We start from the raw sequence: 25069 nt of genomic DNA on the forward strand, positions 1-25069 counted from the left end.
CTCGCGGCGGGTCACCCCGTGGCCGCCCCCCGCCGGGCGCGGTCGGCCGCCACCAGGGCACGCCAGGGCTCCGCCAGATCCTCGTGGAACACCGTCGGCCAGGTGGGGGTGGCGGCCTCGACACCGGCGCGGGCGGCGGTGCCCTGGGCCGCCCGGTCACCGCCAAGCATCCCGGCCATGGCCGCCGCCCAGGCGTCCGCCGTTCCCTCGTGGACGGCCACGCCCGCCGCCCCCGGGCGATGAATCAGCCGGGCCGTGCCGCCCTTGCGCCCCGACAGCACCGCCGGCAGGCCGCAGGCCAGCGCCTCCAACACCACGTTGCCCACGATCTCCGACTCGCTGGGGAACACCAGCAGGTCCGCCGAGGCGAACAGTCGCGCCAGATCCGCCTGGGACAGGACCCCGGGCGCGATCAGCCGGTCCCCGCACAGCGCCTGGGCGCGCGGGAGGTCGCCGCCCGCCCCGGCCACCACCAGGGCCAGATCATGTCCCCGATCCAGCAGCAGGCGCGTGGCCTCCGCCGCCACCAGCACGCGCTTGCTGCCGTCGGCGCGCCCGGCGAACACCGCCACCCGGCGCCCCTCGGGCAGGCCGAGGCGCGTGCGCAGCCAGTCGGGATCCCGCTTGCCCGGGTGGAACAGGTCGGTGTCCACGCCCCGGCGCACCATGCTGACCGGCATGGCGGGAAAGGCCGCCGTGACCGCGTCGCCGTCGTCGGGATGCGAGACGAAGACATGCCCGCACCGGCTCAGGTGCCGATACAACCGCCTGCGCTCGACGCGCCCCAGGCGCTCGCCCAGACGAAGGGTCTCGGCCATCCAGCCCCCCAGACGGGCGCCCAGGAGGCGCCGCACGATGGCGGGGGCGTAGGTGCGGGTCAGCGCCTCCACGTCGGTGTGCATGGAGTGCGCGAGCGGGAGGCCATGGGCCCGGGCCACGGCCTCGGCGGTGCGGCCGAAGGCGAAGTGATCGGTGCTGACCAGCAGATCGAACCCCGGCAGCAGCGCCGCCAGGCCGGGGTGAAAGCCGGCCAGGTCGGTGTGGCCGGCGCCGCTGTCCATGAAGCGGAAGCGGTTGGTGCCCCGGCGCGGCGGCAGCAGGTGCAGGCGCGCGCGGTCGCCACAGGGGATGACGCGCGCGGTGTCGCCCAGGAAGAAGACGGTCAGGTCGATGTCGGGGCTGTCGCCCGCCACGTCGGCGAAGCGTTCCCAGACCTTGACGTGTCCGCCGGCCGCGTCATGCAGGACCAGCGTGACCAGCACCGCCACGCGCAATGGCGCCTCGTCCACGGCCCAGCCCCCCGGGACCCCGGGCGCGCCGGTGGTGGGGTCGCCTGGGCTCACGCGGCGTCGACCCCATCGTCGAGAACCGCGCGCAGGGCGGTGTGCATATGCTGGTTGGCGGCCAGGATGGTCCCGCTGTGCACCGCGTCCGGACCGCCGTCCAGGGCGGTGACGAAGCCGCCGGCCTCGCGCACCAGAATGACCCCGGCGGCCACGTCCCAGGGGTGCAGCCCGCTTTCCCAGTAGCCCTCGAACCGCCCGGCGGCGGTGAAGGCCAGGTCCAGCGATGCCGCGCCGTTGCGCCGGATGCCGGCGGACACCGCCATCACCCGGCCCAGTTCACGCAGGAACGGTCCGTGCCGGGGGCGCCCCCGGAAGGGGATGCCGGTGGCGAACAGCGAGTGCTCGACCGCGCGGCGCGACGACACCCGCAGGCGGCGGTCGTTCATGAACGCGCCCTGGCCCTTCTCGGCCCAGTACAGTTCGTCGGTGATGGGATTCAGCACCACGCCGGCGATGATCTCGCCCTCCTTCTCCAGGGCGATGGAGGTGGCGAAGTGGGGAATGCCGTGCAGGAAGTTGGTGGTGCCGTCCAGCGGATCGACGATCCAGCGGTGACGCGGGTCCCGGCCCTCGTCGACGCCGCTTTCCTCCATCATGAAGCCCCAGTCCGGCCGCGCCTTCCTCAATTCGGCCTTGATGATCTTCTCGGCGCGCATGTCGGCGGTGGAGACGAAGTCGCTGGGCCCCTTGACGGACACCTGAAGCTGCTCGACCTCGCCGAAGTCGCGCACAAGGCCACGGGCCGCCTTGTTGGCGGCGGCGACCATCACGTTGATGTTGGCGGAGCGCAGAGCCATCAGTCCTTGGCCCGCTCGACGTAGGTGCTGTCCTCGGTGTTGACCACCACGCGGGTGCCGGCCTCGACGAAGGGCGGGATCATGATGCGCACGCCGTTCTCCAGCAGGCCGGGCTTGTAGGAGGCGGCGGCCGTCTGCCCCTTCACCACCGGGTCGGCCTCCACCACCTCCAGCACCACCGTCTGGGGCAGCTTGACGCTGACCGGCGTACCCTCGATGAAGCTCACCTGCGCCTTCATGCCGTCCTGCAGGAAGGGGGCCTGATCGCCCATGGCCTCCTCGGGCAACTGGAACTGGTCGAAGGTCTCGTCGTCCATGAAGTGGCAGCCGGTCTCGTCCTTGAACAGGAACTGGCAGTCCCGCTCGCGCACGTCCAGGCGTTCCACGGTGTCGGCGGTGCGCCAGCGCTCGTTGGTCTTGTTGCCGCTGGTGATGTCGCGCATTTCCACCTGGATGAAGGCGCCGCCCTTGCCCGGATTGATGAGCTGGATCTTGAGCACCGACCAGGTGCGGCCCTGGTGATCCAGGACCATCCCGGGCCGGATGGTGTTGGCATTGATTTTCATGACGGGGTCCCTTCGAATGCGGCCGGACCCTAGCAGGTTGCCCGAGTGCTGGCAACCGCCCGGGCCTGATCGGCCAACCCCCTGACAGAACAGGAAAACCCATGTCCGGACCCGGTCCCACGCCGCCACCCCACGCCCGACCCTGGTGGCACCCCAGCGTGTTCGCCGACCGCCGCCCCCTGCTGGCCACGCGCGCCCGCGTGATCGCCGCCGTGCGCGGCTTTTTCGCCGAACGCGGCATCCTGGAGGTGGAGACGCCGGCGCTCCAGGTCTCGCCCGGGCTGGAGCCGCACCTGAGGGCCTTCCGGACCGCCTGGACGCCGCCCGATGGACGCCGGGCCCAACCGCTGTACCTGCACACCTCGCCCGAGTTCACCATGAAGAAGCTGCTGGCCGCCGGGCTGCCGGCGGTGTTCCAGATGGCCCGGGTGTTCCGGGACGGGGAGCGCTCGGCGGCCCACCACCCGGAGTTCACCATGCTGGAGTGGTATCGCGCCGGCACCGACTACGCGGACCTGATGACCGAGACCGAGGCCCTGGTCGCCGCCTGCCAGGACGCGGCCGGCGGCGACCCCCTGCGCTGGAACGGCGGCGCCGCCGATGCCCGGCTGCCCTGGCGGCTGGTGTCGGTGGCCGAGGCCATGGCCGAGCATGCCGGCGTGGACCTGATGGCCTGCCTGCCGCCCGAACCCGCGCGCGATCCCGATCCCGCCCCGCTGGCCGCCGAGGCCCGGCGACTGGGCCTGACGGTCGGCGCGGCCGACCGATTCGACGACGTGTTCTTCCGCATCTTCCTGGAACACGTGGAGCCGCGCCTGGGCTTCGGCGTGCCCACCATCCTGTACGACTATCCGCTGTGCATGGCCGCCCTGTCGCGTCGCAAGGCGGCCGATCCCCGCCTGGCCGAGCGCTTCGAGGTCTATGTCTGCGGCCTGGAACTGGCCAACGCCTTCAGCGAACTGATCGATCCCGTCGAGCAGCGTGCCCGCTTCGAGGCCGACTTGGCCCTGAAAGAACGCCTGTACGGCGAACGCTATCCCATCGACGAGGACTTCCTCGACGCCCTCGCCCACGGCCTGCCCGAGTGCGCCGGCATCGCGCTCGGCATCGACCGGCTTGTCATGCTCTGCGCCGGCGCCCGCCGCATCGAGGACGTGCTGTGGGCGCCGGTGGCCGGCGGCTGAGCCCAGGGCCTGCTGACAACAGGCCCTAACCGAGAACCTTGAAGTCGTCGTTGTAGGAATACAGGCCCGACGGGGTCTTGGCCGTACCGCCACTCATCACCGGGGGCCACTTGGCCCGGCAACAGAGCATCAGGAACGAGGAGTACGTCTGATAGAGACCCGGCCACTTCTCAAGCAGTTTCGGCAACGGAAGCGACGCGGTGCTGAGGTAGTCCCCCGTGCCCATGTTGGTGGAGGTGATGTCGTCGAAGACGGCGACGTCGCACTGGGTGATCGCGCCGGCGAGTTCCGCCGTGAACTTCTTGTCCTCGGGATCGGCGTAATGGGCGCCGACGATCACGTCCGGCACGCCCGTGGTGGCATAGGCCAGCGGTGACCCGATGAAGGTCTTGGTCAGGTCGGCAAGCCACCCGTCCCAGCGCGTCCGGAGTAGGCTGATGCCCAGGGGTACGAAGAAGGCGAAGCAGGGCAAGGTCGTCTTCTGTTGCGCAATGGAAGCCGGGGTGATCTGAAATCCGTGAGACACGAAAATCAGTGTCTTTGACGACGATGGCGCCGTGTTGGACTTGAAATGACTGATCTCGACCGCGCCATAATCCGTCGCGAACGTCACATTCTTTCGCTTCGCGCCCGATATCTCGGCGACCATCGCCATGTTACGCCCCCCGTTTTTTTTGAATGCCCGCAGGGCTTCTTGAACGCCCATAGGGCTTCGCCGTCGTCCATGCGCGCGACACCGCCGCCGTCATCAGGCGGTTGCGGTCCTTGCGATGGCGATGCGTAAAATACCATCATGTCTGGCGCGAAACAAAGCAATCTCGCCGTGCGACGACCCACGCGGGGTGGTTGACGACCGGCGGCCGTTTGCCAGCGATGATCCACTCTGGAAGACTGACGCATCATCGAACCTAGTCTGTCGAACCGACTCCGGAGCGCGCGCATGTCCAGTCCATGGTCTCAGGAACACTACATCAGGGCCTATCGGTTCGCCGCCGAGGCGCACTGGAACGGCACCCTCCGGCAACACGTTCCCGGAACCGACCTACCGTACCTGCTGCATTTCAGTCTGGTGGCCATGGAAGTCATCGCCGGCCTAGCCACGGAAACGGACGTGGACGGCGATCTCGCGGTTCAATGCGCGCTGCTGCACGATACCCTGGAGGACACGGCGATCGGCTACGGTGACGTGGTCGCCGCGTTCGGCGTCCCGGTCGCCGATGGCGTTCGGGCGCTGAGCAAGGATCCGGCGATCGGGCGCGGGTTGCCAAGCCCGGAGCGAAAGCAGCAGCAGATGGCGGACAGTCTGGCGCGGATCCGGGCACAGCCCCGCGCCGTCTGGATGGTGAAGCTGGCCGACCGGATCACCAACCTGCAACCGCCGCCGGCCTTCTGGTCGCGCGACAAGATTGACCGCTACCGAGACGAAGCCCACGCGATCCTGGTCGCGCTCGACGGCGGTTGCCCCGCCCTGGAGGCCCGCCTGAGGCAGAAGATCGCAGCCTACGGTTAAACGCCTTCCGTTCCCACCACGTCCACTGCCCTGTTCCCCCTACCCGGTCGCCCCCAGGCCGGCGGCGATGGCGTTGACGGTCTGCAGCAGCGACGGCAGGCGGGTTTCGGCCTGATGGTCCTTGCCGGCGGCGCGCAACGCCCGCCAGTCGCGCAGCAGGGCGATCTGCTGACGGTGCAGCGGCTCCAGCGCCGGCGCGCGCAGGTCCAGGGCGCGGGCCACGCGGGGCCGGGTCTTCGACAACGGTCCCTGGTAGATGGCCTCCAGGCTGGTCCGGGTGCGCTCGTATTCCTCCAGGATCAGGCCCAACAGGCGATCGCGGATCTCGGCCTCGTCCACCAGGGCGGCGTAGCGGCGCATGATGTCGGCGTCGGCCGAGGCCCAGGCGGTGGCCGCGTTGCTGATCAGGTAGTGCAGCGGCGGCCACTTGACCGCGCGCTTGGTCTCGGCCAGGCGCTCGAAGGCGTCGGGGTCGTCGGCGCGCAGGGTCTCCAGCGCCGTTCCCACGCCGAACCAGCCGGACACCAGGAAGCGCGCCTGACTCCAGGCGAACACCCAGGGGATGGCGCGCAGGTCCTCCAGGGTACGCCGGCCGCTGCGCCGCGCCGGGCGGGAGCCGATGCGGCTGGACTCGATCACGTCGATGGGCGTGGCCTGGGCATAGAAGGTCATGAAGCCGTCGGCTTCCAGAAGCTCCCGATAGCGAAGGCGGCTGACCTCGGCCAGGCGATCCATGACCGGTCCCAGGCCATGGTCGGAGGGGGGGCCGCGCCGGTCGCGCAACGTCGCATTCAGGGCACCGGCCTCCAGAAGTTCCAGGTTGTGGGAGGCGGTCGGGATGTTGGCGTACTTCTGGGAGATGGTCTCGCCCTGCTCCGTCAGGCGCAGGTCCCCGGCGATGGCCCCGAAGGGCTGGGCGCGCACGAAGCGATGGGTGGGGCCGGACCCCCGGCTGATGGTGCCACCACGGCCGTGGAAGAAGCGGATGCGCACGCCGTGGCGGCGCCCCACCTCGGCCATGGCCGCCTGGGCGCGATGCAGGCCCCACTGGCTGGCCATCAGGCCGCCGTCCTTGCCGCTGTCGCTGTAGCCGACCATGACCTGTTGCACCAGGTCGGCGGCGCCGCTGTCGGCGCGCTGGCGCTCCAGGCTGGCGCGGGTGACCGGGTGGGACAGGAAGGCCTCCAGAATGCCGGCCCCATGGTCCAGGTCCTCGATGGTCTCGAACAGGGGCACCACCGGCAGGCGGCAGGCGGCCGAGGCGCCCGGCTCCACGTGCAGCAACCCGGCCTCGCGGGCCAGCAGGGTGATCACCAGCAGGTCCGACAGGCCGCGCGTCATGCTGACGATCAGCGCCCCCAGGCCATCGGTGCCGCGCGCGCGCACCCGCTCCGCCACCACCCGCAGGCAGCCGAGCACGCTGGCCGCCTCCGTGCCGACGCGTTCGCCGTCGTGCACGAACGGACGCGGCGAGGCCAGTTCGGCACTCAGGAACGCCACCCGCCGGGCCTCGTCCCAGGTTGGAAAGTCGGCGCCACCGTCGATGCCGGCGGCCACCAGCAACTGCGCCAGGGCGCGGTCGTGAAAGGCGCTGTTCTGGCGAATGTCCAGCACCGCCAGGTGGAAGCCGAAGGACCGCACCAGGGTGCGCACCCGCGCCACGTCACGCATCGCCAGGCGGCGGGCGCCCACCGCGACCAGCGTGTCGCCCAGCAGGTCCACGTCGGCCATCAGGGTCTCCACACGCCGGTAGTGGCCCTCGGGCACGGGACCGGCGGCCGGCGGCAGGGCGGCGATCATCAGGTTGACCAACTGGCGCCACGGCTCGCCTGGATTGCGGGACCGCGCCGCGTCGCCCGGCGCGCCCAGGTCCTCGGTCAGGGCCTGGATGCGGGCCATCAGGGCCGGCGGCGCCGGCTGGCGCGAGACCGTCAGCGACAGGCCGGCGGCCAGCGCCTCCAGCCGGTGGCGAAGGTTCTCCAGGGCCATCGCCGACAGCTGCTCCAGCGCCCAGGCGGTCACCTCGGGGGTCACGAAGGGATGACCGTCGCGGTCGCCCCCCACCCAGGTGCCGAAGCTGACGCGCGGCCGGCGGGTCGGATCGTCCAGCAGCTTGGGGTCGAAGCCGACCCGCGTCCAGGCGGTGCGCAAGCGCCGCTCCAGCCACGGCAGCACCTGCGGGAACATGGTGCCCAGGAAGTACAGGATGATCCCCAGTTCGCCCTCGACGGTGGGCTTTTCCAGCAGGATCTCGCCGGTGCGCCAGAGCCGCTCCAGCGCCGCCTTGGTCTCGTCGCGCAACGCGGCGCGCTCGCCCGGGGTCCACATCTGGTTCTCGTTGTCCACCAGGAGGCGGTAGACCGCGCGATGATGGTGCAACACGCTGGCCCGCTTGGCCTCGGTGGGGTGGGCGGTCAGCACCGGTTCGACGCGGATGTCGCCCAGGGCCTTGGCGATCTCCTCGGGCGTCCAGCCGTCGGCGGCCAGACGCACCAGAACCTGCTCCCACGAGCCGGAGTCGGCCTCCAGGGCGCCACCGGACTCCACCTGGCGGCGGGTTTGGGCAAGCGCGTTTTCCTCGGCCTGCTGCAGGATCTGGAAGGCGATGGAGCGGGCCTCGACGCAGCGAGTCGCCAGCGGGTCGTGGGGATCCTCCGGCCAGGTGTTGGCGCCGTCGGGATCGGTGGCCACCAGGGCGGTGTCGGTGCGCGGCCAGGGCAGACGCTCGGCCACCGGCGACTCTCCGATATCGCGCAACACCTCGGCGAACGCATCCATGAGGTGCCTAAGATCCTGATCGACCTTGGGCAGGGCGGCATCGTCGGTCAGGCGGGAGGTCAGGCGGGCGGTGTTGCTGGCGGGCATGGCGGGTCTCTGCGCATCCGGAGGGAGACGGACCGAGGATCAAGCGGGAACTCGGGGGCGGCGTCGGCCGACAACGAGGAACAGGGCGCATCAGACTCTCACGCGGCATGCGCGCGCCCCGTTCGGCCGAACCATCTGCAAGGTACCGGTTTCGCGCGTCAACGCAACGCCGTCGATCAAGACCCTTGCGTGACGGCCGCGCGCCGGTCGCCGCGCCCTACTTCCGTGCCCCCTGCCCCATCTGGCGCATCACGGTCTCCAGACGCTTGGCGATGGTGCGGGTCAGCACCGCGCCCACCTGGGTGTTGTCCTCGATCAGCCGCACGAACACCTCGCCGGAGATGCGCAGCACCTCCAGCGTGCCCTTGGCGCGCACGGTGGCGGTGCGCGGCGCCTCGCACAGCAGCGCCAGTTCCCCCACCAGGTCGCCGGGGCCGCGCTCGGCGATGATCGTCTCGTCGCCGCCGACCTCCAGCACGACCTGGGCGGTGCCTTCGATGATCACGTAGGCCACGTCCCCCGGTTCGTCCTGGCGCATGACCACCTCGCCGTCGCGGTAGACGACGCGGGCGCTGGCGAAGGCCAGCAGCTTCAGGGTGGACAGGTCGAGTCCCGCGAAGAACGCCAGCCGCTTCAGGATCGCGGCCTCGCGGGCGATGGCCGACGTTTCCTTGTCGTCGCTGGGCGGCGCCGCCGCCTCGTCCGGCGACGGGGCCTTCACCTCCGTCTCCGCCTCGACCTCGTCGGACGGCGTGCTCACCACCTTGCCCCCCGAGACCCGCCAGACGTGGTCGAAGGTCATGGCCGGGTCCGGCGGCTCGCTGTCGGCCCACACCAGGGCACGGCCGGCCATCTCGTCGCGCGCGCCGCGCGCCAGGGCCTCGCGCGCGCCGCTGTCCAGCGCCCCGGTGGCGCCGCTGAGCACCAGCAGGCCGGGCCGCTTCATCAGCGCCCGGGCCACCAGCAGCTTCTGCCGCTGGGACCCCGACAGCCGGCGGCCGGCGATGCCGATATCGGTGTCCAGCCCCAGGTCGATCAACGGCCCGGTCAGGTCCTGGGCCTCCAGCACCCGGGTCAGCACCTCGCGGACCCGCTCCTCGCCATCGGGACGGTCCACGGCGACACGCCCGAACAGCACGTTGACCCGCACCGTCGCCGCCGGGTTGTAGCGCTCCGGGTCGAGGCCATGCACCTGGATGCCGTCGGCGCCGGCGGCCTCGGCCAGCGTCGCCTGGACCGTGGACCGCGCGGCGACGATGCGCGCCTGCAGCGACTCGCCGATCAGGCCCAGGCGGTGGCGCGCCGGCGTGAGGGCCAGGGTCAGGCCGCGCAAGGTGTCCTGGTCCGCCTCGGACAGGCTGGCCGCCCCCTTGGCCTTGGCCTGACGGAGGATGCGGCGATGGTCGTCCAGCGCGGCGGCGTCGAAGAACCCGAAGCGATCGAAGAACTCGTGGCCCGGCGGCAGGTCGCGGAACAGCTCCACCATGCGCTGGGCCAGGCTCAGGCCGATGTCCAGGAACTCGTCCCACAGGTCCACCGCGCGCAGCGCCTGACCGAAGGCCGGATGCGCGGCCAGCGGCCCGCCCGGACCGGACCCGCCCGGGCCGCCCGCGCCCCGCGTGATGCCGAACACCAGGTTCTCGGCGACACTGGCGCTGTGGTTGTAACGCGCCGGGTCGAATCGCTCGACCCGATCCCCCAGGCCGGCCGCCTCCAGGTCGCGGGCGAAGCGGGCGCGCGCCTCCAGCAGGGCCTCGGTCAGGTCGGGACGGTCCGCCGGATCGATCACCGCCCGCAGACCGAAGGCGATCACATCGTCCTCCAGGCTGACGCGGGCCAGGACCCGGCGCGCCCGCGCCGCCAGGGGGTCGTCGGACTCGCCGTCGTCGCCCTCGCCGCCGCTCCAGGGTCCGTCGTCCCGCTCCACCGCGTTGCCGCTCATCTCGGCCTCGCGCCGGTCGCGCCCCTCGCGCACCGCGCCCGCCCCGTCGGCCGGCGCCCGCTTCAGGCCGTAGTGCAGGGCTTCGCCGAGGGTGCCGGCCCGCAGGTAGGAGTCCTGGTCCACATAGGCCACCCAGCGGCCCATCACCGCCGGCGGCAGGGCCCCCAGCGGCTGGCCGTCCAGGGTCAGTTGCCCCCGCGACAGCGGCAGCAGACCGGCGAGCACCTGCGCCAGTTCCGGCCGGCCGCTGCCGGTGTGGCCCAACAGCGCCACGTGCTGGTTCAGGGTCAGGCTCAGGGTGGCGCCGTCGACCGGGCGGGTACCGTCGTCGGTCTCCACCACGCCGGCGGTCAGCGAAAGCCGACTCCGGGAGGTGGGCATGGACGGTGCCGGGGCAGAGGTCGCGCCGGACTCCGACGCCGACACCCCGGATGCCCCCGGAGGCGCCAGGGTTCGGGTGGTCGGCAGCATGCCGTCGGGCGCGAACTGCTCGATCAGCACGCCATAGCGGACGCGCGCGTCCTCCATGGTCTGGTAGTAGCGCAGCAACTCCTTCCACGGGCCGTAGATGTCCTTGTAGGCGGCCAGCACGGCCACCAGGGCCCCGATGGAGAGGTCGCCGCGAATCACCAGGTACCCGCCAATGGCATAAAAGAAGAAGGGCGTGACCTGGGAAAAGAAGTTATTGAGAAACTTAATCAGAAATTTATATTTATAGATGTCGAAGCGGATAAAATATATGTGGTGAAGGATACTGGAAAAACCGGCCAGTTCATAACGTTCCGTGTTATTGACCCGAATGTCGGCCACGCCGGAGACCGTCTCGCCGATCCGGTCCGACATGTGCCGCAGGGTGCGCACCCGCTCCTTGTTCAGGGCGTTGACCTTGCGTTGCAGCTTGGGGATCAGCCAGACCTGAATGGGATAGAGGGCGATGGCCGCCGCCCCCAGCACCGGGTCCTGCATGAACATGAAGGTCAGGATGGTGAGCAGGATCCCGCCCTGAAAGGCCGGCAGCGCCAGGGCATCGCCGAAGAAACCGCCCAGGGGCTCGCTCTCCTGGGAGATCATGGCCACCGTCTGGCCCTGACTGACCGAGCGGAAATGCGGCAGCGGGAAGCGCAGGATGCGTTCGATCAGCATATAGCGCAGGCGCCGCAGCATGCGTTCGGCGATCACCCCGCGGTACACGTTGATGGCGTACTTGAAGCCGCCGTTGATCAACATGAGCGCGAGAAAAATGCCGCACAGCACCCAGAGATAGGTGACCTGGTCCATGTCCAGGCCAAAGAAACTTCGGGCGCCGTCTCCGCCACCGATGGCGTCGTTGATGATGCGCTTGGGCACCTCGAACGAGACGTAGAGGAACGGGAACGAGATCACCGTCAGCAGCAGCACGCGCACCTGCTGGCCGCGGCTGAACGACCAGACAAAGCGGAAGATCGATGGCGGCATCGGGGCCATCCCTGGTTTTCGGAGACCGGCACAGGATGCCCGCGTCCGGCGCGCCTGGGAAGGGGGTCCGTGCCCCGTCGCCGGGTCATCACGCGCCCCGCCCGGGGCTGCCTTTCCAAGCGGGGGTTGTATGATGCCAACGGTCATTGAGAATGACCGTTGCAGTCCGTGGCCAGCCCGCTCCCCCTCCCGGCCACCCCCCAGTGTTTCCTTGGGGCAGTATACTTGGGGTGGCCGGGAGGGGGAGCGGGCCGGTACCGCCCTGGCACCGCTTTGCGGTGCCAAGATCTGGAACATCCGGGCGCCTGCAAGGCGCCCGGGGGCGGATGAGTCACACTCATCCGCCACTGGTATGATGCCGCCCGACGGACGACGGGACGTCGTGAGTCCGGCGGCCGGCGTGACGGCGCCGACGCCACCACCCGCATCATGAAGGCCATCATCCGATGATCATCAAGCACCTGGACGACCTGCTCGGCACCGACGCCGAGGTGGACGGCGGCACCTGGATCAGCCGCCGCTTCCTGCTGCGGCGGGACGGCATGGGCTTCTCGCTGCATGACACCATCATCAAGGCGGGCACCGAGACCGCCATCCACTACCCCCACCACCTGGAGGCCGTGTACTGCGTCGGCGGCGACGGCGAGATCGAGGATCTGGCGACCGGCGCCGTGCACCCACTGCGGGACGGATCGCTGTATGCGCTGGACCGCCACGATCGCCATATCGTGCGCGGCGGCCGCGAGGACATGCGCCTGGTGGCCGTGTTCAACCCGCCGCTGACGGGCCGCGAGGTGCACGACGAGGACGGCGGGTTTCCGCTGATCACCGAGGAGGACGAGGCGGCGGCCGGCGCGCCGGCGTGACCGCCCTACCGGAACACGCGCAGCACCCAGGCATTGCCGCCGCGCGGGCTGGTCAGGTCCGCCGAGTCCAGCACCGTCCACGCGGGGCCGTCCAGCGCCGCGCGCAGGGCGTTGAACGGGCCATGGGCGCCGCTGTCGGGGCGGCGCGGCACCTGGAGGGTGGCCACCATCACGCCCTCCGGCGCCAGCCACCGCCGATACCGGTCCAGCCAGGTGATCGAGTCCGCGCTGTAGCTGAGAACCTCGGTCAGAACGATGGCGTCATAGGGCGGATCCTCCGGCGCGGGCCTGTAGTCCGCCAGCCCGGCGCGCCGCAGCCGCGCGCGCGCCGCGTCCGCCGTGCCGATCATCCGGGCGGCGGTCTCCAGGGCCACGGCCGAGAGGTCGAAGCCGATGTAGGTGAGCGACGGCCGCTCTCCCACCACGTGGCGGAACAGCGCCCCCTCGCCGCAGCCGGCGTCCAGCACCGTCCCGCCATCGGGCACCAGATGCCGGAGCCACGCGGCGATGATGCCGTAGCGCGGCGCTTCCCCCAGACCGTGCAGACGCGCGAAGTCACCGGCGCGGTACGCCTCGTCCCAGGCCGCCGGATCGGCGCCCAAGTGGCGGCGACGCGGACGGCGCGCGGCGCCATCGGCCATCAATGCACGCTGAGCGGCTGCATGTCGTGCTGCAACGTGGCGGCGACGGCCAGGTCACGGCCCGGCGCCATGCCGATGCGCTCGCCGTTGGCGGCGTGGATGGACCAGCCCACCTGGCCGCCCTGGTCGGACTCGTTGCCCTCGTCGTCCAGGCGCACGGCGCGGATGTAGGCGATGTGGTTCAGACCCAGCCGCGCGAAATCGCGCGGGCTCAGGTCGCCGACACGCCCGCCCCGCTCGTCTCCGGAGGCGTCCGCGGTGACGTCGTCGCCGGTCCCGGCGCCGACAGGATCATCATGGTCTTCATTGCGATCGTGGTCGTCCTGACGCATAACGCAGTCCTCCTGGGCTGACCCCTCCTGGCTCAAGCCTTTCCGGCCATGGCTCCGGGCACGAGTCCGGCCGCCACGGCCGCCTGATCCGAGTCGTCCACCGCCGACAGTCCCGTCTCGGGCGACGCCTCGGCGCTGGTGATGGCGATGCGGCGCACCTGGGGCTGCGGCAAGGGCCGGTCGAGATCCACATGCAACAGTCCGTTGGCGAGGTGGGCACCGACGATTTCCATGCCCTCGGCCAGCACGAAGGCCCGCTGGAACTGACGCGCCGCGATGCCCCGGTGCAGGAACACGCGGTCCCCGTCGTCTGGCCCCTGGCGGCCGCGAATGACCAGTTGCGATTCCTCGACGGACACCGACAGGTCGTCCAGCGCGAAGCCGGCCACCGCCAGCGTGATCCGCAGGTGGGTTTCCCCCAACTGCTCGATGTTGTAGGGCGGATAGGCGTCCGCCTGGCTTTTCTGGACCCGGTCCAGAAGCCGTTCGAAATGGTCGAATCCCAGCAGCAACGGGCTGTTGAACCCGGACACACGGGTCATGGGTGGTCCGCCTCCCTCGGTCGAGCGCGTTCGTCGGCGGACCCGACGCGTCGGCGTCCGCCATCCCACGGCACGGTTGTCCGCGACCCCGGACCGGGCATCGCGGCATCCCGCACCACGATCATATTTCGGTCGGGACCGGCCGTCCGTCAAGATGGCCCTTGGTCGGATGGCCCTTGGTCGGATGGCCCTTCGGGGCCGGAGCCGGACGTGACGGACCGGCCCGGGCGGCGCCCGCCGACGGGAGGACGCCGCCAGGGGACCCCGGATGACGCCTATCCATCCACCGTGGCCATGCCGACCGGCGTATATCGGGCACCGGCGACCGGATGCGTTTCCATCAAGGCATCCAGCGTGCGCATCATGTCGCCCGACAGGCTCACCGTCAGGGCGGCGACGTTGTCCTCCAGGTAGCGCACGCGCTTGGTGCCGGGGATCGGCACGATGTGCTCGCCCCGGGAGAGAACCCACGCGATCGCCACCTGCGCCGGGGTCGCGCCGGCCTCGTCCGCGATCGCCCGCACCACGTCGACGATGGCCTGGTTGCGGTCCCGGGCCGCCCCCTGAAAGCGCGGCAGATGGGCGCGGAAGTCGTCGGCCGAAAGCGCGGTGTCCGCCGTGAAGGCCCCCGTCAGGTAACCGCGCCCCAGGGGCGAATAGGGCACGAAGCCGATCCCCAGCGCCCGGCAGGCGGGCAGCACCTCGGCCTCGACATCGCGGGTCCAAAGCGAATACTCGGTCTGCAACGCCGTCACGGGATGCACCGCGTGCGCCGCGCGCAGCGTCTCGGCCTTGACCTCCGACAGCCCCACGTGGGCGATCTTGCCCGCCGCCTTGAGGTCCGCGAAGGCCCCCATGACATCCTCGATCGGGGTCTCGCCGTCATAGCGGTGCAGATAGTAGAGGTCGATCCGCTCGATCCCCAGACGCTGGAGCGAGGCGTCGCAGGCGGCGCGGATGTAGTCCGGCCGGCTGTTCAGCGATCGCGCCATGGGATCGTCGGTGCGCACGATCCCGCACTTGGTCGCGACCTCGAAGCCGGCGCGGCCCCGTTGCTTCAGAAAGGTCCCGAGCAGGCGCTCGTTGTGATGCGGACCGTACATGTCGGCCGTATCCAGGAAGGTGATGCCCAGGTCGGCCGCGCGGTTCAGCACCCGCAGGGACTCGGCGTCATCATGGTCGCCGTAGAACTCGCTCATGCCCATGCAGCCGAGACCAAGCGCCGAAACGTCCAGGCCCTGTCCCAGGTGTCTCCGGTTCATCGGAACTCTCCTTGTTCAACGCGTGTGGAGGACACCGGCGATATCGGTCCCGGCCCCCCAACGCACATCCCCAACGTCTATATGGGCATCCCCGTCCGCCGGTCCCAGGGTCGCCGGATCACCGGGCGCGGCCGGCCGTCTCCAGCGACGTCCGAACCGGCGCCACGCGGACCCCGACGCCGTCAGGGTTTCTGGTTTCGGCCGGCGGCGCGCGCCAGGGCGTCGGCGCGTTCATTGTCGGGATGGCCGGCGTGGCCGCGCACCCAGGTCCAGCGCGCGTCATGGGGCGCCAGGGCCGCGTCCAGGCGGCGCCAGAGGTCCGCGTTCTTCACCGGCGCCTTGGCGGCGGTCTTCCAGCCGTTGCGTTTCCAGCCGGCCAGCCATTCGGTGATGCCCTTCATGACGTACTGGCTGTCGGTGACGATGCGCACCGGGCAGGGCCGCGTGAGGGCCTCCAGCCCCTGGATCACGGCCATCAGCTCCATGCGGTTGTTGGTGGTGTGGGGCTCGGCGCCGGACAGCTCCCGCTCCCGGTCGCCATAGCGCAGCAACGCCCCCCAACCGCCCGGCCCCGGATTGCCCGAACAGGCCCCGTCCGTGACCAGGGTCACCTCGCCCGGCCGCGCCTCGTCATCAGGTCCGGCGGTGGTCATGCCAGACCGTAGGCCCCGGGATCCTTCACCCCGCGATGGAAGCGCAGCTTGTGCAGGTACTCCATGGGGTCCTTGGGCCGGACCAGGGCGCCATCGGGGGTGTTGACCCAGTCGTACAGGCGGGTCAGCAGGAAGCGCAGCGCCGCCCCCTGGGCCAGCGGCGGCAGCGCCGCCATCTCGGCGTCCGACAGCGGCCGCTCCGCCTGGTAGGCGGCCAGCAGCCGGCGCGCCTTGGTGACGTTGAACTCGCCCCGGCCCTCGAAGCACCAGGCGTTCAGGCACACGGCGATGTCGTAGGCCAGCACGTCGGTGCAGGCGAAGTAGAAATCGATCAGGCCGGAGATTTCGTTCCGCAGGAAGAACACGTTGTCGGGAAACAGGTCGGCATGAATCACGCCTTCCGGCAGGCCGGCGGGCCAGCACGCCTCCAGATCCATCAGCGCGGTGTCCAGCTCCGCCCGCAGGCCCGGGTGTACCCCGTCCGCGTGCCCCGCGCACCGGTCGAACAGCGGCCGCCAGTCCTCCAGCCCCAGGGCATTGCGCCGGCGCATGGCGAAACCGCCCCCGGCATGATGCAGCCGCGCCAGCGCGCCGCCCAGACGGTCGCAGTGGTGCGGGGTGACGCGCCGGGGCCACATCCCGGCGAGGAAGCTGACCATGGCCGCCGGCCGGCCGGCCAGGGTCCGCAACGCCCGTCCGTCATGGCCGTGCACCGGCAGCGGACAGGGCAGGCCCCGGTCGGCCAGGTGCTCCATCAGCCCCAGGAAGAACGGCAGATCGTCGGGGTTCACCCGCTTTTCATAGAGCGTCAGGATCAACGGCCCGGTCTCGGTCTGGACCAGGTAGTTGGAGTTCTCCACGCCCTCGGCGATGCCCTTGCAGGACAGCGCCCGGCCCACCGGGTACTGCTCCAGGAAGGCGTCCAGATCCTCGTCGCTGATCTCGGTGTAAACGGCCATGGTGGTCGCCGGACGTGAGGAAAACGGGCGCGGAGACGCGCCGGGCGTGGGGTCGGGAGCCGACTTTGGGGCAGACGTTCCCGATGGGCGCGCGTATGGTTGGGATGGCTTCGCGACGCCGGTTCGGCCGTTGTAGCCGATGCGCGCGCGCCGCGCCAGCCGGCCCGCCCGCCCTTCCACGTTCGTCCCGCCCGCGCAAGGACCCCGTTCATGGCCGCCGCCCCGTCCCCCCGCCCGCGCCGATCCCCCCCGGGAGCCATCGTCCTCGTCGCCGCGTCGCTTCTGACGGCGCCCGCCCTGACCGCCTGCTCCGGGGTGTTCGGCGGCGGCGAGGAAGCGCGCCCCTGCCCGCCGGTGCGCATCGACCGGGCCGCCTCGACCCTCACCCAGTTCCGCGCCGACGGCGGCCGCGACCTGACCGACGTGACGCTGGAGGCCGAACTGGTCGGCTACCAGGGGGCGTGCGAGTACGACGACGACGGCCGCGCCGTGGAGGTGGAGGTCACGCTGGGGTTCACCGCCGCCCTGGGACCCGGCGCGCGGTCGCGCGACCAGACCTTCCAGTACTTCGTGGCGGTGCCGCGCTACTTCCCCAGCCCCGTGGGCAAGAAGGTGTTCGATGCCCGCCTGGTGTTCCCGGAGGGCACCGACCGCATCCGCTACGTCGGCGAGGAACTGCGGCTGCGCCTGCCCCTGGACCTGGGCGAAAGCGGCGCCGCCTACCCGGTCTACCTGGGGTTCCAGCTGTCGGCCGAGGAACTGGAGTACAACCGCGCCCAGCGCCCCGGCCGCCCCTGACGGCACCCGGGCCGGCATCCGGCCCGGTATCCGGGAAGGGCGCCCGCGATCCCGCCGCGTCGCGCCGGCGCGCCCCGGTCACCGCCAGCGAGGTTTTTCGCCATGACCGATCACACCCCCGCGCCGACCGATCCCGGGCCACTCAGCAAGATCCCCGCCACCCCGCTCGGCGCGGTGCTGGCCGACCTGCCCGAGGTTCTGGCCGAGGTGGCCGCCGGCGCCGAGGAGCAACCGCCGGCGGCGCGCCTGCGCACCCTTCTGGCCGAGGGCCAGACGGTGCCGGCGCTGCTGCTGCTGGCGCATGCGCTGCCCCCCCGGGAAGCCATCTGGTGGGCGTGCCTCAACGCCCGCGCCGTCCTGGGTGAGACGCCGGAGCCCAAGCAGGGCCGCGCCCTGGCCGCCGCCGAGGCCTGGGTCTACCAGCCCGACGAGGCCGGCCGCCGCGCCTGCCAGTCCAGCGCCGACGCCGCCGGCAACGCCGGGCTGGGGGCCATCTGCGCGCTCGCCGTGTTCTTTTCGGGGGACACCCTGTCCGAGCCGGACCTCCCCAAAGTGGCGCCACCGCCCGGCATGGTGGGCACCTTCGTGACCGCCGCCCTCCATCTGGCGGCGGTGCAGCGCACCCCGGAGCGGGCGCCGGAGCGTCTGGCCCGCGCCGTGCGCCAGGGCATCGACATCGCCAACGGCGGCAACGGCCGGGTCGGGTGAGCGACGACCGACGGACCGCCCGCCGTTCGTGCTAACAGCCCTCCCACGCGGTCAGCCGCTCCGCCGCCTCGGCCATGTCCTCGGTGGACCCGGCGAAGGAGAACCGCACGAAGCGGTGGCCCTGCTCGGCATCGAAGTCCAGCCCCGGGGTGGCGGCCACGCCGGTCTCCGCCAGCATGCGCCGGCAGAACTCCTGGCTGTCGTTGGTCAGGCGCGAGACATCGGCGTACAGATAGAAGGCCCCGTCCGCCGGGGCCAGCCGGTCGAAGCCGGCGCCCGGCAACGCCGCCAGCAGCAGGTCCCGGTTGCGGGCGTAGCGGGCCACGTTGGCCTGCAGCTCATCCTCGCAGTCCATGGCGAACAGGCCGGCATACTGCGACAGGGTGGGCGCGGAGATGACCAGGTTCTGCGCCAGGCACTCCAGGGGCCGGATCATGTCCCCGGGGGCCACCAGCCACCCCAGCCGCCAGCCGGTCATGGAGTAGTATTTGGAGAAGCTGTTGATGACCAGGGCGTTTTCGGTCAGGCCGACGGCCGACAGGGCCGGCTCGCCATAGACGATGCCGTGGTAGATCTCGTCGGAGATCATCCGGATACCGCGATCGTCGCAATAGGCCGCCAGCGCCCGCAGGTCGTCGGCGGGGATCACCGTGCCGGTCGGGTTGGAGGGGCTGGCGACGATGACGCCGTCCAGCGGCGGATCGACCTGCTCCAGAAGCGCCACGGTGGGCTGATAGCGGGTTTCCGGCCCCACCGGCAGCGTCACCGGCTCCACCCCCAGCGCCCGCAGGATGTGGCGGTAGGCCGGATAGCCGGGCGCGGCCACGCCGACCCGGTCGCCGGCGGCGAAGGCCGCGAGGAACGCGAACTGAAAGGCCACCGACGACCCGACGGTGACCAGGATGCGGTCGGGGGAGACCTCCACCCCGTGCGCCTCGCGATAATGGCGGGCGATGCGCGCGCGCAGGGGCGGGATGCCCAGCGCCACGGTGTAGCCCAGGCGCTCGGTCTCCAGAACCTCGGTCAGTCTCTCGCGCGCCGCCCGGGGCAGGCCGGTCGCCGGCTGGCCCACCTCCAGGTGCAGCACGCGGTGGCCGGCGGCCTCGCGGGCGGCGGCGGCGCTCATGACGTCCATGACGATAAAGGGGGGAACCTTGGCGCGCGCGGCGACCTTCAGGGGCATCGGACACTCCATGGGGGGATCGGGAAAGACATCACGCGGAGGGGCTCAGGGCAGGCCGACCCGGAGGCCCAGGCCGGCGCCACGCGGGTCCACGCCCACCTGGCAGGTGCCGGGACCGTCGGAAACCCCGTCCGGACAGGCGAACAGCGTGACCAGGCCCTTACCCAGGCCGCCCGCCGGAAGGGTGGCCAGGGCCTCGGGCACGGGCGCCTCGTCCTCGACCACCGGCACCCCGGCGGCCACCGCCAGCGGCACCGCGCCGGCCCCGGCGGCGGCCACGGCGGCGCGGGCATCGGCGGTGGGTTCGTTGTAGCGCAGCATCAGCGCCAGCGCCGGACTGTCCGGGCCGGGCGGCGGCGCCAGCGGGAAGCCGAAGCCCGGCACCATCCGCCCGGTGCCGAACGGGCGGTTGAGGGTCAGGGCACAGGCGATGGCGTTGCCGAACCGGTCGGCCACGACGAAGCTGGTGGCCCCGCGCGACCCCAGGGTGGCGGCCAGGTTGGGCAGCGGCGGTGGCAAGCCGTTCTCATCCCCGCCGTCGCCGTCGCCATCGCCGGCCGCCGCCCAGCGCTCGGCCAGGCGGGCGGCGCTGTCGGGAACCGGGCTGAAGGCGGCCCAGTCACCGCCGGTCTCCCGCAGCACGGGCGCGCGCGTCGCCGGGCGCCAGTCGCGCATGGCGGAGACCGTCAGGTCGTGGCCGATGCCGGCCGCCGCCTCGGCCAGTTCGCGACCGGTGAGCCCCCCGTAGAGGTCGCCCGGCTTGGTGCGGACCACGGCCAGCGCCCGGGCCAGGTCGCGGTTCTGCATCGCCTGACCCTCGGCCAGCGGACCGGGGCCGAACACCGCCGTCATGGACGGGTCGGGCGGCGGTCCGCCCAGGGCGGCCACCTCGGCGGCCAGGGCGCGCGAGGCGGGAATGCCGAACCGGGCCATGGTCTCGGCCGGGGTCACCGCCGACTCCCAGCGCAGCACGCCACCACGCGCGTGCAGGGCGAACAGGCCCCGCACCAGCGCCGGAACGGCGACCGGCTCCCAGGCGGGACGGACGATCCCGTCGAGCGACACCGGGGCATCGCCGGGCGACGCCGGGGCCGGTCCCGACAGGCCGGCGGGGGTGGTGGGCAGGAAGTCCAGGACGGCGACCCGGGACTCCTCGTCGGCGTCCAGGTCGTGGATCAGGCACACCCCGCCGCCGCCCAGGCCGGCGGCGCTGGGCAGGGTCACGGCCAGGGCGAAGCCGATGGCGGTGGCCGCGTCGTGGGCGGTGCCCCCCGCCGACAGCACATCGCGCCCCACCACGGCGGCGCGCGGCTCGTCCGTCGCCACCAGCCCGGCGAATCCCTGCACATAGCCGACGGTGCCGGGCGGCGGGCCGCTTTCGCAGGCCCCCAGGGTCAGGGCCAGGATCCCCGCCGCCAGCGCCGCCAGCGGGCCGCGTTGACGGAGTCCGGGGGAGCGGCTACCGTCCCCCTTATGCGGACCGGTCGGGCAATGGGCGGATGGGAGACGGCTGATGGCGCGCATGCGGATCCTTCGTATTAAGTCACGTCCGGTCTGGACCCCCGCGCCGGATCGGGGTCGCGGGCCCCGCGCCCCCGCCCGGCCCCGGGCGGCGCGGACGGGGATCACGGCGGTCGCGGCTATCCTGGTCACGGCCCTGGCCCTGATCGTGATGGTGGTCACCCCGCCGGCCGCGCGGGCGGCCTCCCTGATTCGGGACGCGGAGATCGAACGTATCATCCGCACCTACGCCGCGCCACTGTTGCGCAATGCCGGTATCCCGCAGAGCGCGGTCACCATCCGGTTGTTGAACGACGACAGCCTGAACGCCTTCGTGACCACGCGCCAGCGCATGTTCATCCACACCGGACTGGTGATGCGCACCGAGCGGGTCGAGACGCTGGTCGGGGTGATCGCGCACGAAATCGGCCACATCGCCGGCGGCCACCTGGTGCGCCTGGATGCCGAGCGCGAGCAGTTCACCACCACCGCGCTGCTGGCGACCCTGGTGAGCACGGCGGCCGGCGCGCTGGCCGGCCGGCCGGACGTGGGCCTGGCGGTGGGATCGATGGCTCAGGGGTCGGCCCTGCGCGGGTTCCTGGCCTATACCCGGACCGAGGAATCCTCGGCCGATGCCTTCGCCCTGTCGGCGTTGGAGCGCGAGGGCCTGCCCGCCGACGGGCTGCACGACTTCATGCGCACCCTGCAGAACCAGGAGGCCCTGAGCAGCGCCTATCAGGACCCCTACCTGCGCACCCACCCGCTGACCCGGGACCGGCTGTCGGCCATGGAGGCGCACCTGGAGCGCTCGCGGGCGACCAGCGCCGGCGTGCCGGCCGCGTGGCGGGAGATGCACGCGCGCATGCGCGCCAAGCTCATCGCCTTCCTGCGGCCGCCGTCGGAGACGCTGAACCGCTACAAGGACCTGGAGGGACCGGCGGCGGACTACGCCCGGGCCATCGCCTACTACAAGGCGGTGGACCTGGACCGGGCCGTGCCGCTGATCGACGCCCTGATCACCGCCGAACCCGACAACCCGTTCTTCGAGGAACTGAAGGGGCAGATGCTGTTCGAAAGCGGACGCGTGGCCGAGGCGCTGACCCACTACCAGCGGGCCGTCGCCCTGGCGCCCGAGGAACCGTTGCTGCGGGTGGCCCTGGCCCATGCCCAGGTGGAAAGCGGCGACACGGCCCTTCTCAAGGCGGCGCAGGACAACCTGCGCAACGCCGTGTCCCGCGACGCCGACAACGCGCTGGCCTGGCGGCTGCTGGCCCTGGCCTACGGACGCGCGGGCGAGTCCGCCCTGGCCGATTACGCCATGGCCGAGACGGCCGTGCGCTCCGGCGAGTACGACCGCGCGCTGTTCCACGTGGGGCGGGCGCAGTCGCAGGTGCCGCGCGGCTCGCCCACCTGGCTGCGCCTGGAGGACATCGACACCGAGGCCCGGCGACGGCGGCGGGACAAGGACTAGCCCCCCGCATGCCCCGCGCCGGACCCCGCGCCCCGGGATCCGGGTCGCGCATTCGGGCGCCGGCCTGGTTTGACGGGGCGGACCGCTTGTGGTGACCGGTCCGCATCCCCAGTATGTTGCCCATACGAGTCGGCCCGCAAGACTTGACCCGTGAGCCCCGTGGTCGCGGGTCTTCCGCCCCCCAACAGGAGACGCGAGCCCCATGAGCATCCTGTCCCGTCCGGTCCCCTTTCCGGCCCTCGCCCTGATGGGCGCCCTGCTGCTGGCGGGCCTGACCGCTGGCGCGCCCGCCCGGGCCGACGACGCCCTGACCGACGCCCAGCGGGACGCGGTGCGCGCCCTGGTCCGCGACACCCTGCTGGACCAGCCCGAGATCATCGCCGAGGCCCTGGAGATCTATCAGTCGCGCCAGCAGGACGCCGAACGCGCGCGGGTCGCGGCCACCCTGGAGCAGCATCGCGCCGCCATCGAGGCCGCCGAGGCCGCCGACGTGCTGGGCAACCCGGACGGCGCCATCACCGTCGTCGAGTTCTCCGACTACCAGTGCGGCTACTGCAAGCGGGCGTTTCCCGATGTGGCCTCGGTGGTGCAGGCCGCCGGCGACGTGCGCCTGGTGATCCGTGAGCTGCCCATCCTGGGGCCGGACTCCGTCATGGCCGCGCGGGCGGCGCTGGCGGCCCGCGCGCAGGGCCGCTACCCGGCCTTCCACGCCGCGCTGATGGCCATGCGCGGCGGCCTGTCCGAGGCGTCGGTGATGCAGACGGCGCGGTCCGTCGGCCTGGACGTGGACCAGTTGAAGGCCGACATGGCCGACCCGGCGCTGGACGACCGCTTCGCCGAGACCATCAAGCTGGCCCGCCTGCTGGGGATCAGCGGCACGCCCGCCTTCGTCGTCGGCGACGAGGTCATCCCCGGCGCCATCTCCGCCGAGACCCTGACCGAGGTGATCGCCCGCGCGCGGGAAGGATAGGCGCGGGGCGCGGCGGGGGGCTGCTCAGCCCCTCCGTCGCGAGGGTGGGCCGTGTCCGATGCCGATGCTTGGCCGGACAGCGACGGGAGACCCACGCCGCCGGCGTCCTCACCGTCACCGAAGCCGGGCCACGCTAGAAGTAGCGGGGTTCGGAGTTGTGAGACGCCGCCGGAACCGCACTGTCGTCCGCGGGATTGGTCAGATTTGTTTCATGGAGATCACAATGAATCACCAGGATATTGGAGACTTCTCCGACCCAGAAATTATCTTCTCCATGACGACAATCCGCATGCCCATCTTTTTTTAAGATCATTTGTTCTACCATTCTTGTATTGAGGGCACCTCTAATATCTGTCATAAATCTTGGGCGAATTTTTTCTTTAGGGTCATCATTTTCATCATAAAAATAAACATAAGCTCCCTTGGGATTGCTTGTAATAATAGCATCCTTGATGTAGGTCTCCGTGCAAAGACCCGGGAAAAACTTGCACGAATTTTGTAGTTTAATATGATTCTCGAGATCGTAACAGATCTTGCGCACAAAGCTCATATCGGTTTCATCGGCTTGCCGTCCCTGGGATTGCCCATAGGAACTATCGTAGATCATCACATCGTTCATGTTGACGCTCGCGGCCGCCGCGCCGAGCATGTTGACATCCTTGGTCACGGCATCATCGGGACCCTCAGCCAGCGTGTCCATGCCCGGATTCGGCAGGAACACCGGAACGGACGCCGCCGTGTCGCTGGCTTGGCCCCGTGGCTCCTGAGTCGTCGTCTGCTGGGGAGATGTCTGGGCCAGGACGGGACTCGACAGCCCCGCGAGAAGAAACACTATCGTCCTCAGGCCGGAGTGCACTCGAGGTCCCAAGTGTCCGATCCCTCTGATTTGCAAGAGTGCGGCTTTCGGTGATGCGGGGTTCTTCATGGTCGGCCTCCCCTTTCCCGGTACTCAATGAAACCATGTCAAACGTCAGATAGGCGCACAAACCCGCATTAATTGCAAGGCATGTAGCCATTAGATCAAAGTATGGATAAATCATTTTCCAGTCGAAAGAATGAAGAAAAACTTGATACATAAGTTCTTGTTCTATTTTGTATCCAATGTAAAAAAAGAAAAAAGATACAAAGAAGAATACGGCTAGTATTATTTTTTTTCCGAGACTAACATGAACGTTATTTTTTAAAGCTATTCTTCCAAAAGCATAGTACATCATTGCATAAAGGCCGAACATAACAAGAAGGTGAAAGTTAATTGCATTATTAACACTATGCACCAAAGCTTCGACAGAGAACACGGCTTTTGATCGAGTAAGAATAATACTTCTTTCAAATGTATATTCAATAATGGCATAATGACTAACAATAATTAAAAGTGATAATATAATAAAGATAGAAATTAACGCCAAAAAACTCTTGAAAATTCTCCAAAAATTACTCTCTTTTATTCCAGTTACTGCTTTTTCCATAACCCCACCCTCAGAAAGCTTTCTCCGTCTCCCTTTCCAAGGCTCAGGGTCTT

At 70.2% G+C, this 25069-nt stretch carries 23 protein-coding genes; 7 read left to right on the plus strand and 16 right to left on the minus strand.

Going from position 1 to position 25069, the window contains the following annotated elements; translation table 11 throughout:
* Positions 1-11: 11 nt before the first annotated feature.
* Genes GGD89_RS20460 through efp form a run of 3 tightly spaced genes read right to left on the minus strand, consistent with a single transcriptional unit; the run spans position 12 to position 2709 of the window.
* The gene (locus GGD89_RS20460) at positions 12-1343 is read right to left on the minus strand and encodes a glycosyltransferase (protein ID WP_184042052.1); all 1332 of its coding nucleotides are present in this window, start codon (positions 1341-1343) and stop codon (positions 12-14) included.
* A complete protein-coding gene (locus GGD89_RS00060; protein WP_184042053.1) occupies positions 1340-2143 on the minus strand; it encodes an inositol monophosphatase family protein in 804 nt (267 codons plus the stop codon). Before GGD89_RS00060 ends, GGD89_RS20460 begins: the two co-directional genes overlap by 4 nt.
* A complete protein-coding gene (efp, locus tag GGD89_RS00065; protein WP_184042054.1) occupies positions 2143-2709 on the minus strand; it encodes an elongation factor P in 567 nt (188 codons plus the stop codon). The genes GGD89_RS00060 and efp overlap by 1 nt, the downstream gene beginning before the upstream one ends.
* A gap of 101 nt (positions 2710-2810) precedes the next feature.
* On the opposite strand from efp, the gene epmA reads away from it, so the two are divergent.
* Positions 2811-3893: an EF-P lysine aminoacylase EpmA gene (gene epmA, locus GGD89_RS00070; protein ID WP_184042055.1), complete on the plus strand. Its 1083-nt coding sequence runs from the start codon at positions 2811-2813 to the stop codon at positions 3891-3893.
* Positions 3894-3918: 25 nt separating this feature from the next.
* Here epmA and GGD89_RS00075 read toward each other — a convergent pair whose 3' ends face one another.
* Complete coding sequence (locus GGD89_RS00075; RefSeq protein ID WP_184042056.1) at positions 3919-4365, minus strand: hypothetical protein; 447 nt, start codon at positions 4363-4365, stop codon at positions 3919-3921.
* Positions 4366-4833: 468 nt separating this feature from the next.
* On the opposite strand from GGD89_RS00075, the gene GGD89_RS00080 reads away from it, so the two are divergent.
* Complete coding sequence (locus GGD89_RS00080; protein ID WP_184042057.1) at positions 4834-5403, plus strand: HD domain-containing protein; 570 nt, start codon at positions 4834-4836, stop codon at positions 5401-5403.
* Positions 5404-5442: 39 nt separating this feature from the next.
* Here GGD89_RS00080 and GGD89_RS00085 read toward each other — a convergent pair whose 3' ends face one another.
* Both GGD89_RS00085 and GGD89_RS00090 read right to left on the minus strand, forming a co-directional pair.
* Positions 5443-8268: a phosphoenolpyruvate carboxylase gene (locus GGD89_RS00085; RefSeq protein WP_184042058.1), complete on the minus strand. Its 2826-nt coding sequence runs from the start codon at positions 8266-8268 to the stop codon at positions 5443-5445.
* Positions 8269-8485: 217 nt separating this feature from the next.
* Complete coding sequence (locus GGD89_RS00090) at positions 8486-11665, minus strand: cyclic nucleotide-binding domain-containing protein (RefSeq protein WP_184042059.1); 3180 nt, start codon at positions 11663-11665, stop codon at positions 8486-8488.
* A gap of 446 nt (positions 11666-12111) precedes the next feature.
* On the opposite strand from GGD89_RS00090, the gene GGD89_RS00095 reads away from it, so the two are divergent.
* Complete coding sequence (locus tag GGD89_RS00095; protein WP_184042060.1) at positions 12112-12531, plus strand: ectoine synthase; 420 nt, start codon at positions 12112-12114, stop codon at positions 12529-12531.
* 5 nt (positions 12532-12536) lie between these two features.
* Here GGD89_RS00095 and GGD89_RS00100 read toward each other — a convergent pair whose 3' ends face one another.
* The 6 genes from GGD89_RS00100 to GGD89_RS00125 form a co-directional block, all read right to left on the minus strand.
* On the minus strand, positions 12537-13172 hold the full coding sequence (locus GGD89_RS00100) for an SAM-dependent methyltransferase (protein WP_184042061.1): 636 nt from the start codon (positions 13170-13172) through the stop codon (positions 12537-12539).
* Positions 13172-13504 (minus strand): DUF1150 family protein, encoded by a 333-nt coding sequence (locus tag GGD89_RS00105; RefSeq protein ID WP_184042062.1) that lies wholly within the window; start codon positions 13502-13504, stop codon positions 13172-13174. Before GGD89_RS00105 ends, GGD89_RS00100 begins: the two co-directional genes overlap by 1 nt.
* Positions 13505-13536: 32 nt before the next feature.
* Positions 13537-14046, minus strand: a complete 510-nt coding sequence (locus GGD89_RS00110) for an Hsp20 family protein (RefSeq protein ID WP_184042063.1) — start codon at positions 14044-14046, stop codon at positions 13537-13539.
* Between the two features lie 275 nt (positions 14047-14321).
* Positions 14322-15308, minus strand: a complete 987-nt coding sequence (locus GGD89_RS00115; RefSeq protein WP_184042064.1) for an aldo/keto reductase — start codon at positions 15306-15308, stop codon at positions 14322-14324.
* A 182-nt stretch (positions 15309-15490) separates the two neighbouring features.
* Positions 15491-15961 (minus strand): ribonuclease HI, encoded by a 471-nt coding sequence (rnhA, locus tag GGD89_RS00120; RefSeq protein ID WP_184042065.1) that lies wholly within the window; start codon positions 15959-15961, stop codon positions 15491-15493.
* Positions 15958-16920: a homoserine kinase gene (locus tag GGD89_RS00125; protein ID WP_184042066.1), complete on the minus strand. Its 963-nt coding sequence runs from the start codon at positions 16918-16920 to the stop codon at positions 15958-15960. Before GGD89_RS00125 ends, rnhA begins: the two co-directional genes overlap by 4 nt.
* A gap of 210 nt (positions 16921-17130) precedes the next feature.
* Between GGD89_RS00125 and GGD89_RS00130 the strand changes: the two genes are divergently transcribed.
* Together GGD89_RS00130 and GGD89_RS00135 are read left to right on the plus strand one after the other, a co-directional pair.
* Positions 17131-17718 (plus strand): hypothetical protein, encoded by a 588-nt coding sequence (locus GGD89_RS00130; protein ID WP_184042067.1) that lies wholly within the window; start codon positions 17131-17133, stop codon positions 17716-17718.
* A 102-nt stretch (positions 17719-17820) separates the two neighbouring features.
* On the plus strand, positions 17821-18426 hold the full coding sequence (locus GGD89_RS00135; protein ID WP_184042068.1) for a DUF6931 family protein: 606 nt from the start codon (positions 17821-17823) through the stop codon (positions 18424-18426).
* Between the two features lie 31 nt (positions 18427-18457).
* On the opposite strand, the gene GGD89_RS00140 is transcribed toward GGD89_RS00135, so the two are convergent.
* Together GGD89_RS00140 and GGD89_RS00145 are read right to left on the minus strand one after the other, a co-directional pair.
* Positions 18458-19609, minus strand: a complete 1152-nt coding sequence (locus GGD89_RS00140; RefSeq protein WP_184042069.1) for a pyridoxal phosphate-dependent aminotransferase — start codon at positions 19607-19609, stop codon at positions 18458-18460.
* A 45-nt stretch (positions 19610-19654) separates the two neighbouring features.
* The gene (locus GGD89_RS00145; protein WP_184042070.1) at positions 19655-21133 is read right to left on the minus strand and encodes a gamma-glutamyltransferase; all 1479 of its coding nucleotides are present in this window, start codon (positions 21131-21133) and stop codon (positions 19655-19657) included.
* Here GGD89_RS00145 and GGD89_RS00150 point away from each other — a divergent pair.
* The gene (locus GGD89_RS00150) at positions 21123-22580 is read left to right on the plus strand and encodes a M48 family metalloprotease (protein WP_184042071.1); all 1458 of its coding nucleotides are present in this window, start codon (positions 21123-21125) and stop codon (positions 22578-22580) included. The two genes, GGD89_RS00145 and GGD89_RS00150, sit on opposite strands and share 11 nt — an antisense overlap.
* A 202-nt stretch (positions 22581-22782) precedes the next feature.
* Positions 22783-23550 (plus strand): DsbA family protein, encoded by a 768-nt coding sequence (locus tag GGD89_RS00155; protein ID WP_184042072.1) that lies wholly within the window; start codon positions 22783-22785, stop codon positions 23548-23550.
* 133 nt (positions 23551-23683) lie between these two features.
* Here the strand turns inward: GGD89_RS00155 and GGD89_RS00160 are convergent, their stop codons facing one another.
* Together GGD89_RS00160 and GGD89_RS00165 are read right to left on the minus strand one after the other, a co-directional pair.
* On the minus strand, positions 23684-24250 hold the full coding sequence (locus tag GGD89_RS00160) for a hypothetical protein (RefSeq protein ID WP_184042073.1): 567 nt from the start codon (positions 24248-24250) through the stop codon (positions 23684-23686).
* Complete coding sequence (locus tag GGD89_RS00165; RefSeq protein WP_184042074.1) at positions 24234-25016, minus strand: hypothetical protein; 783 nt, start codon at positions 25014-25016, stop codon at positions 24234-24236. Before GGD89_RS00165 ends, GGD89_RS00160 begins: the two co-directional genes overlap by 17 nt.
* Positions 25017-25069: the final 53 nt, after the last annotated feature.

It is taken from the genome of Roseospira visakhapatnamensis, from assembly GCF_014197915.1.
Lineage (GTDB): Bacteria > Pseudomonadota > Alphaproteobacteria > Rhodospirillales > Rhodospirillaceae > Rhodospira > Rhodospira visakhapatnamensis.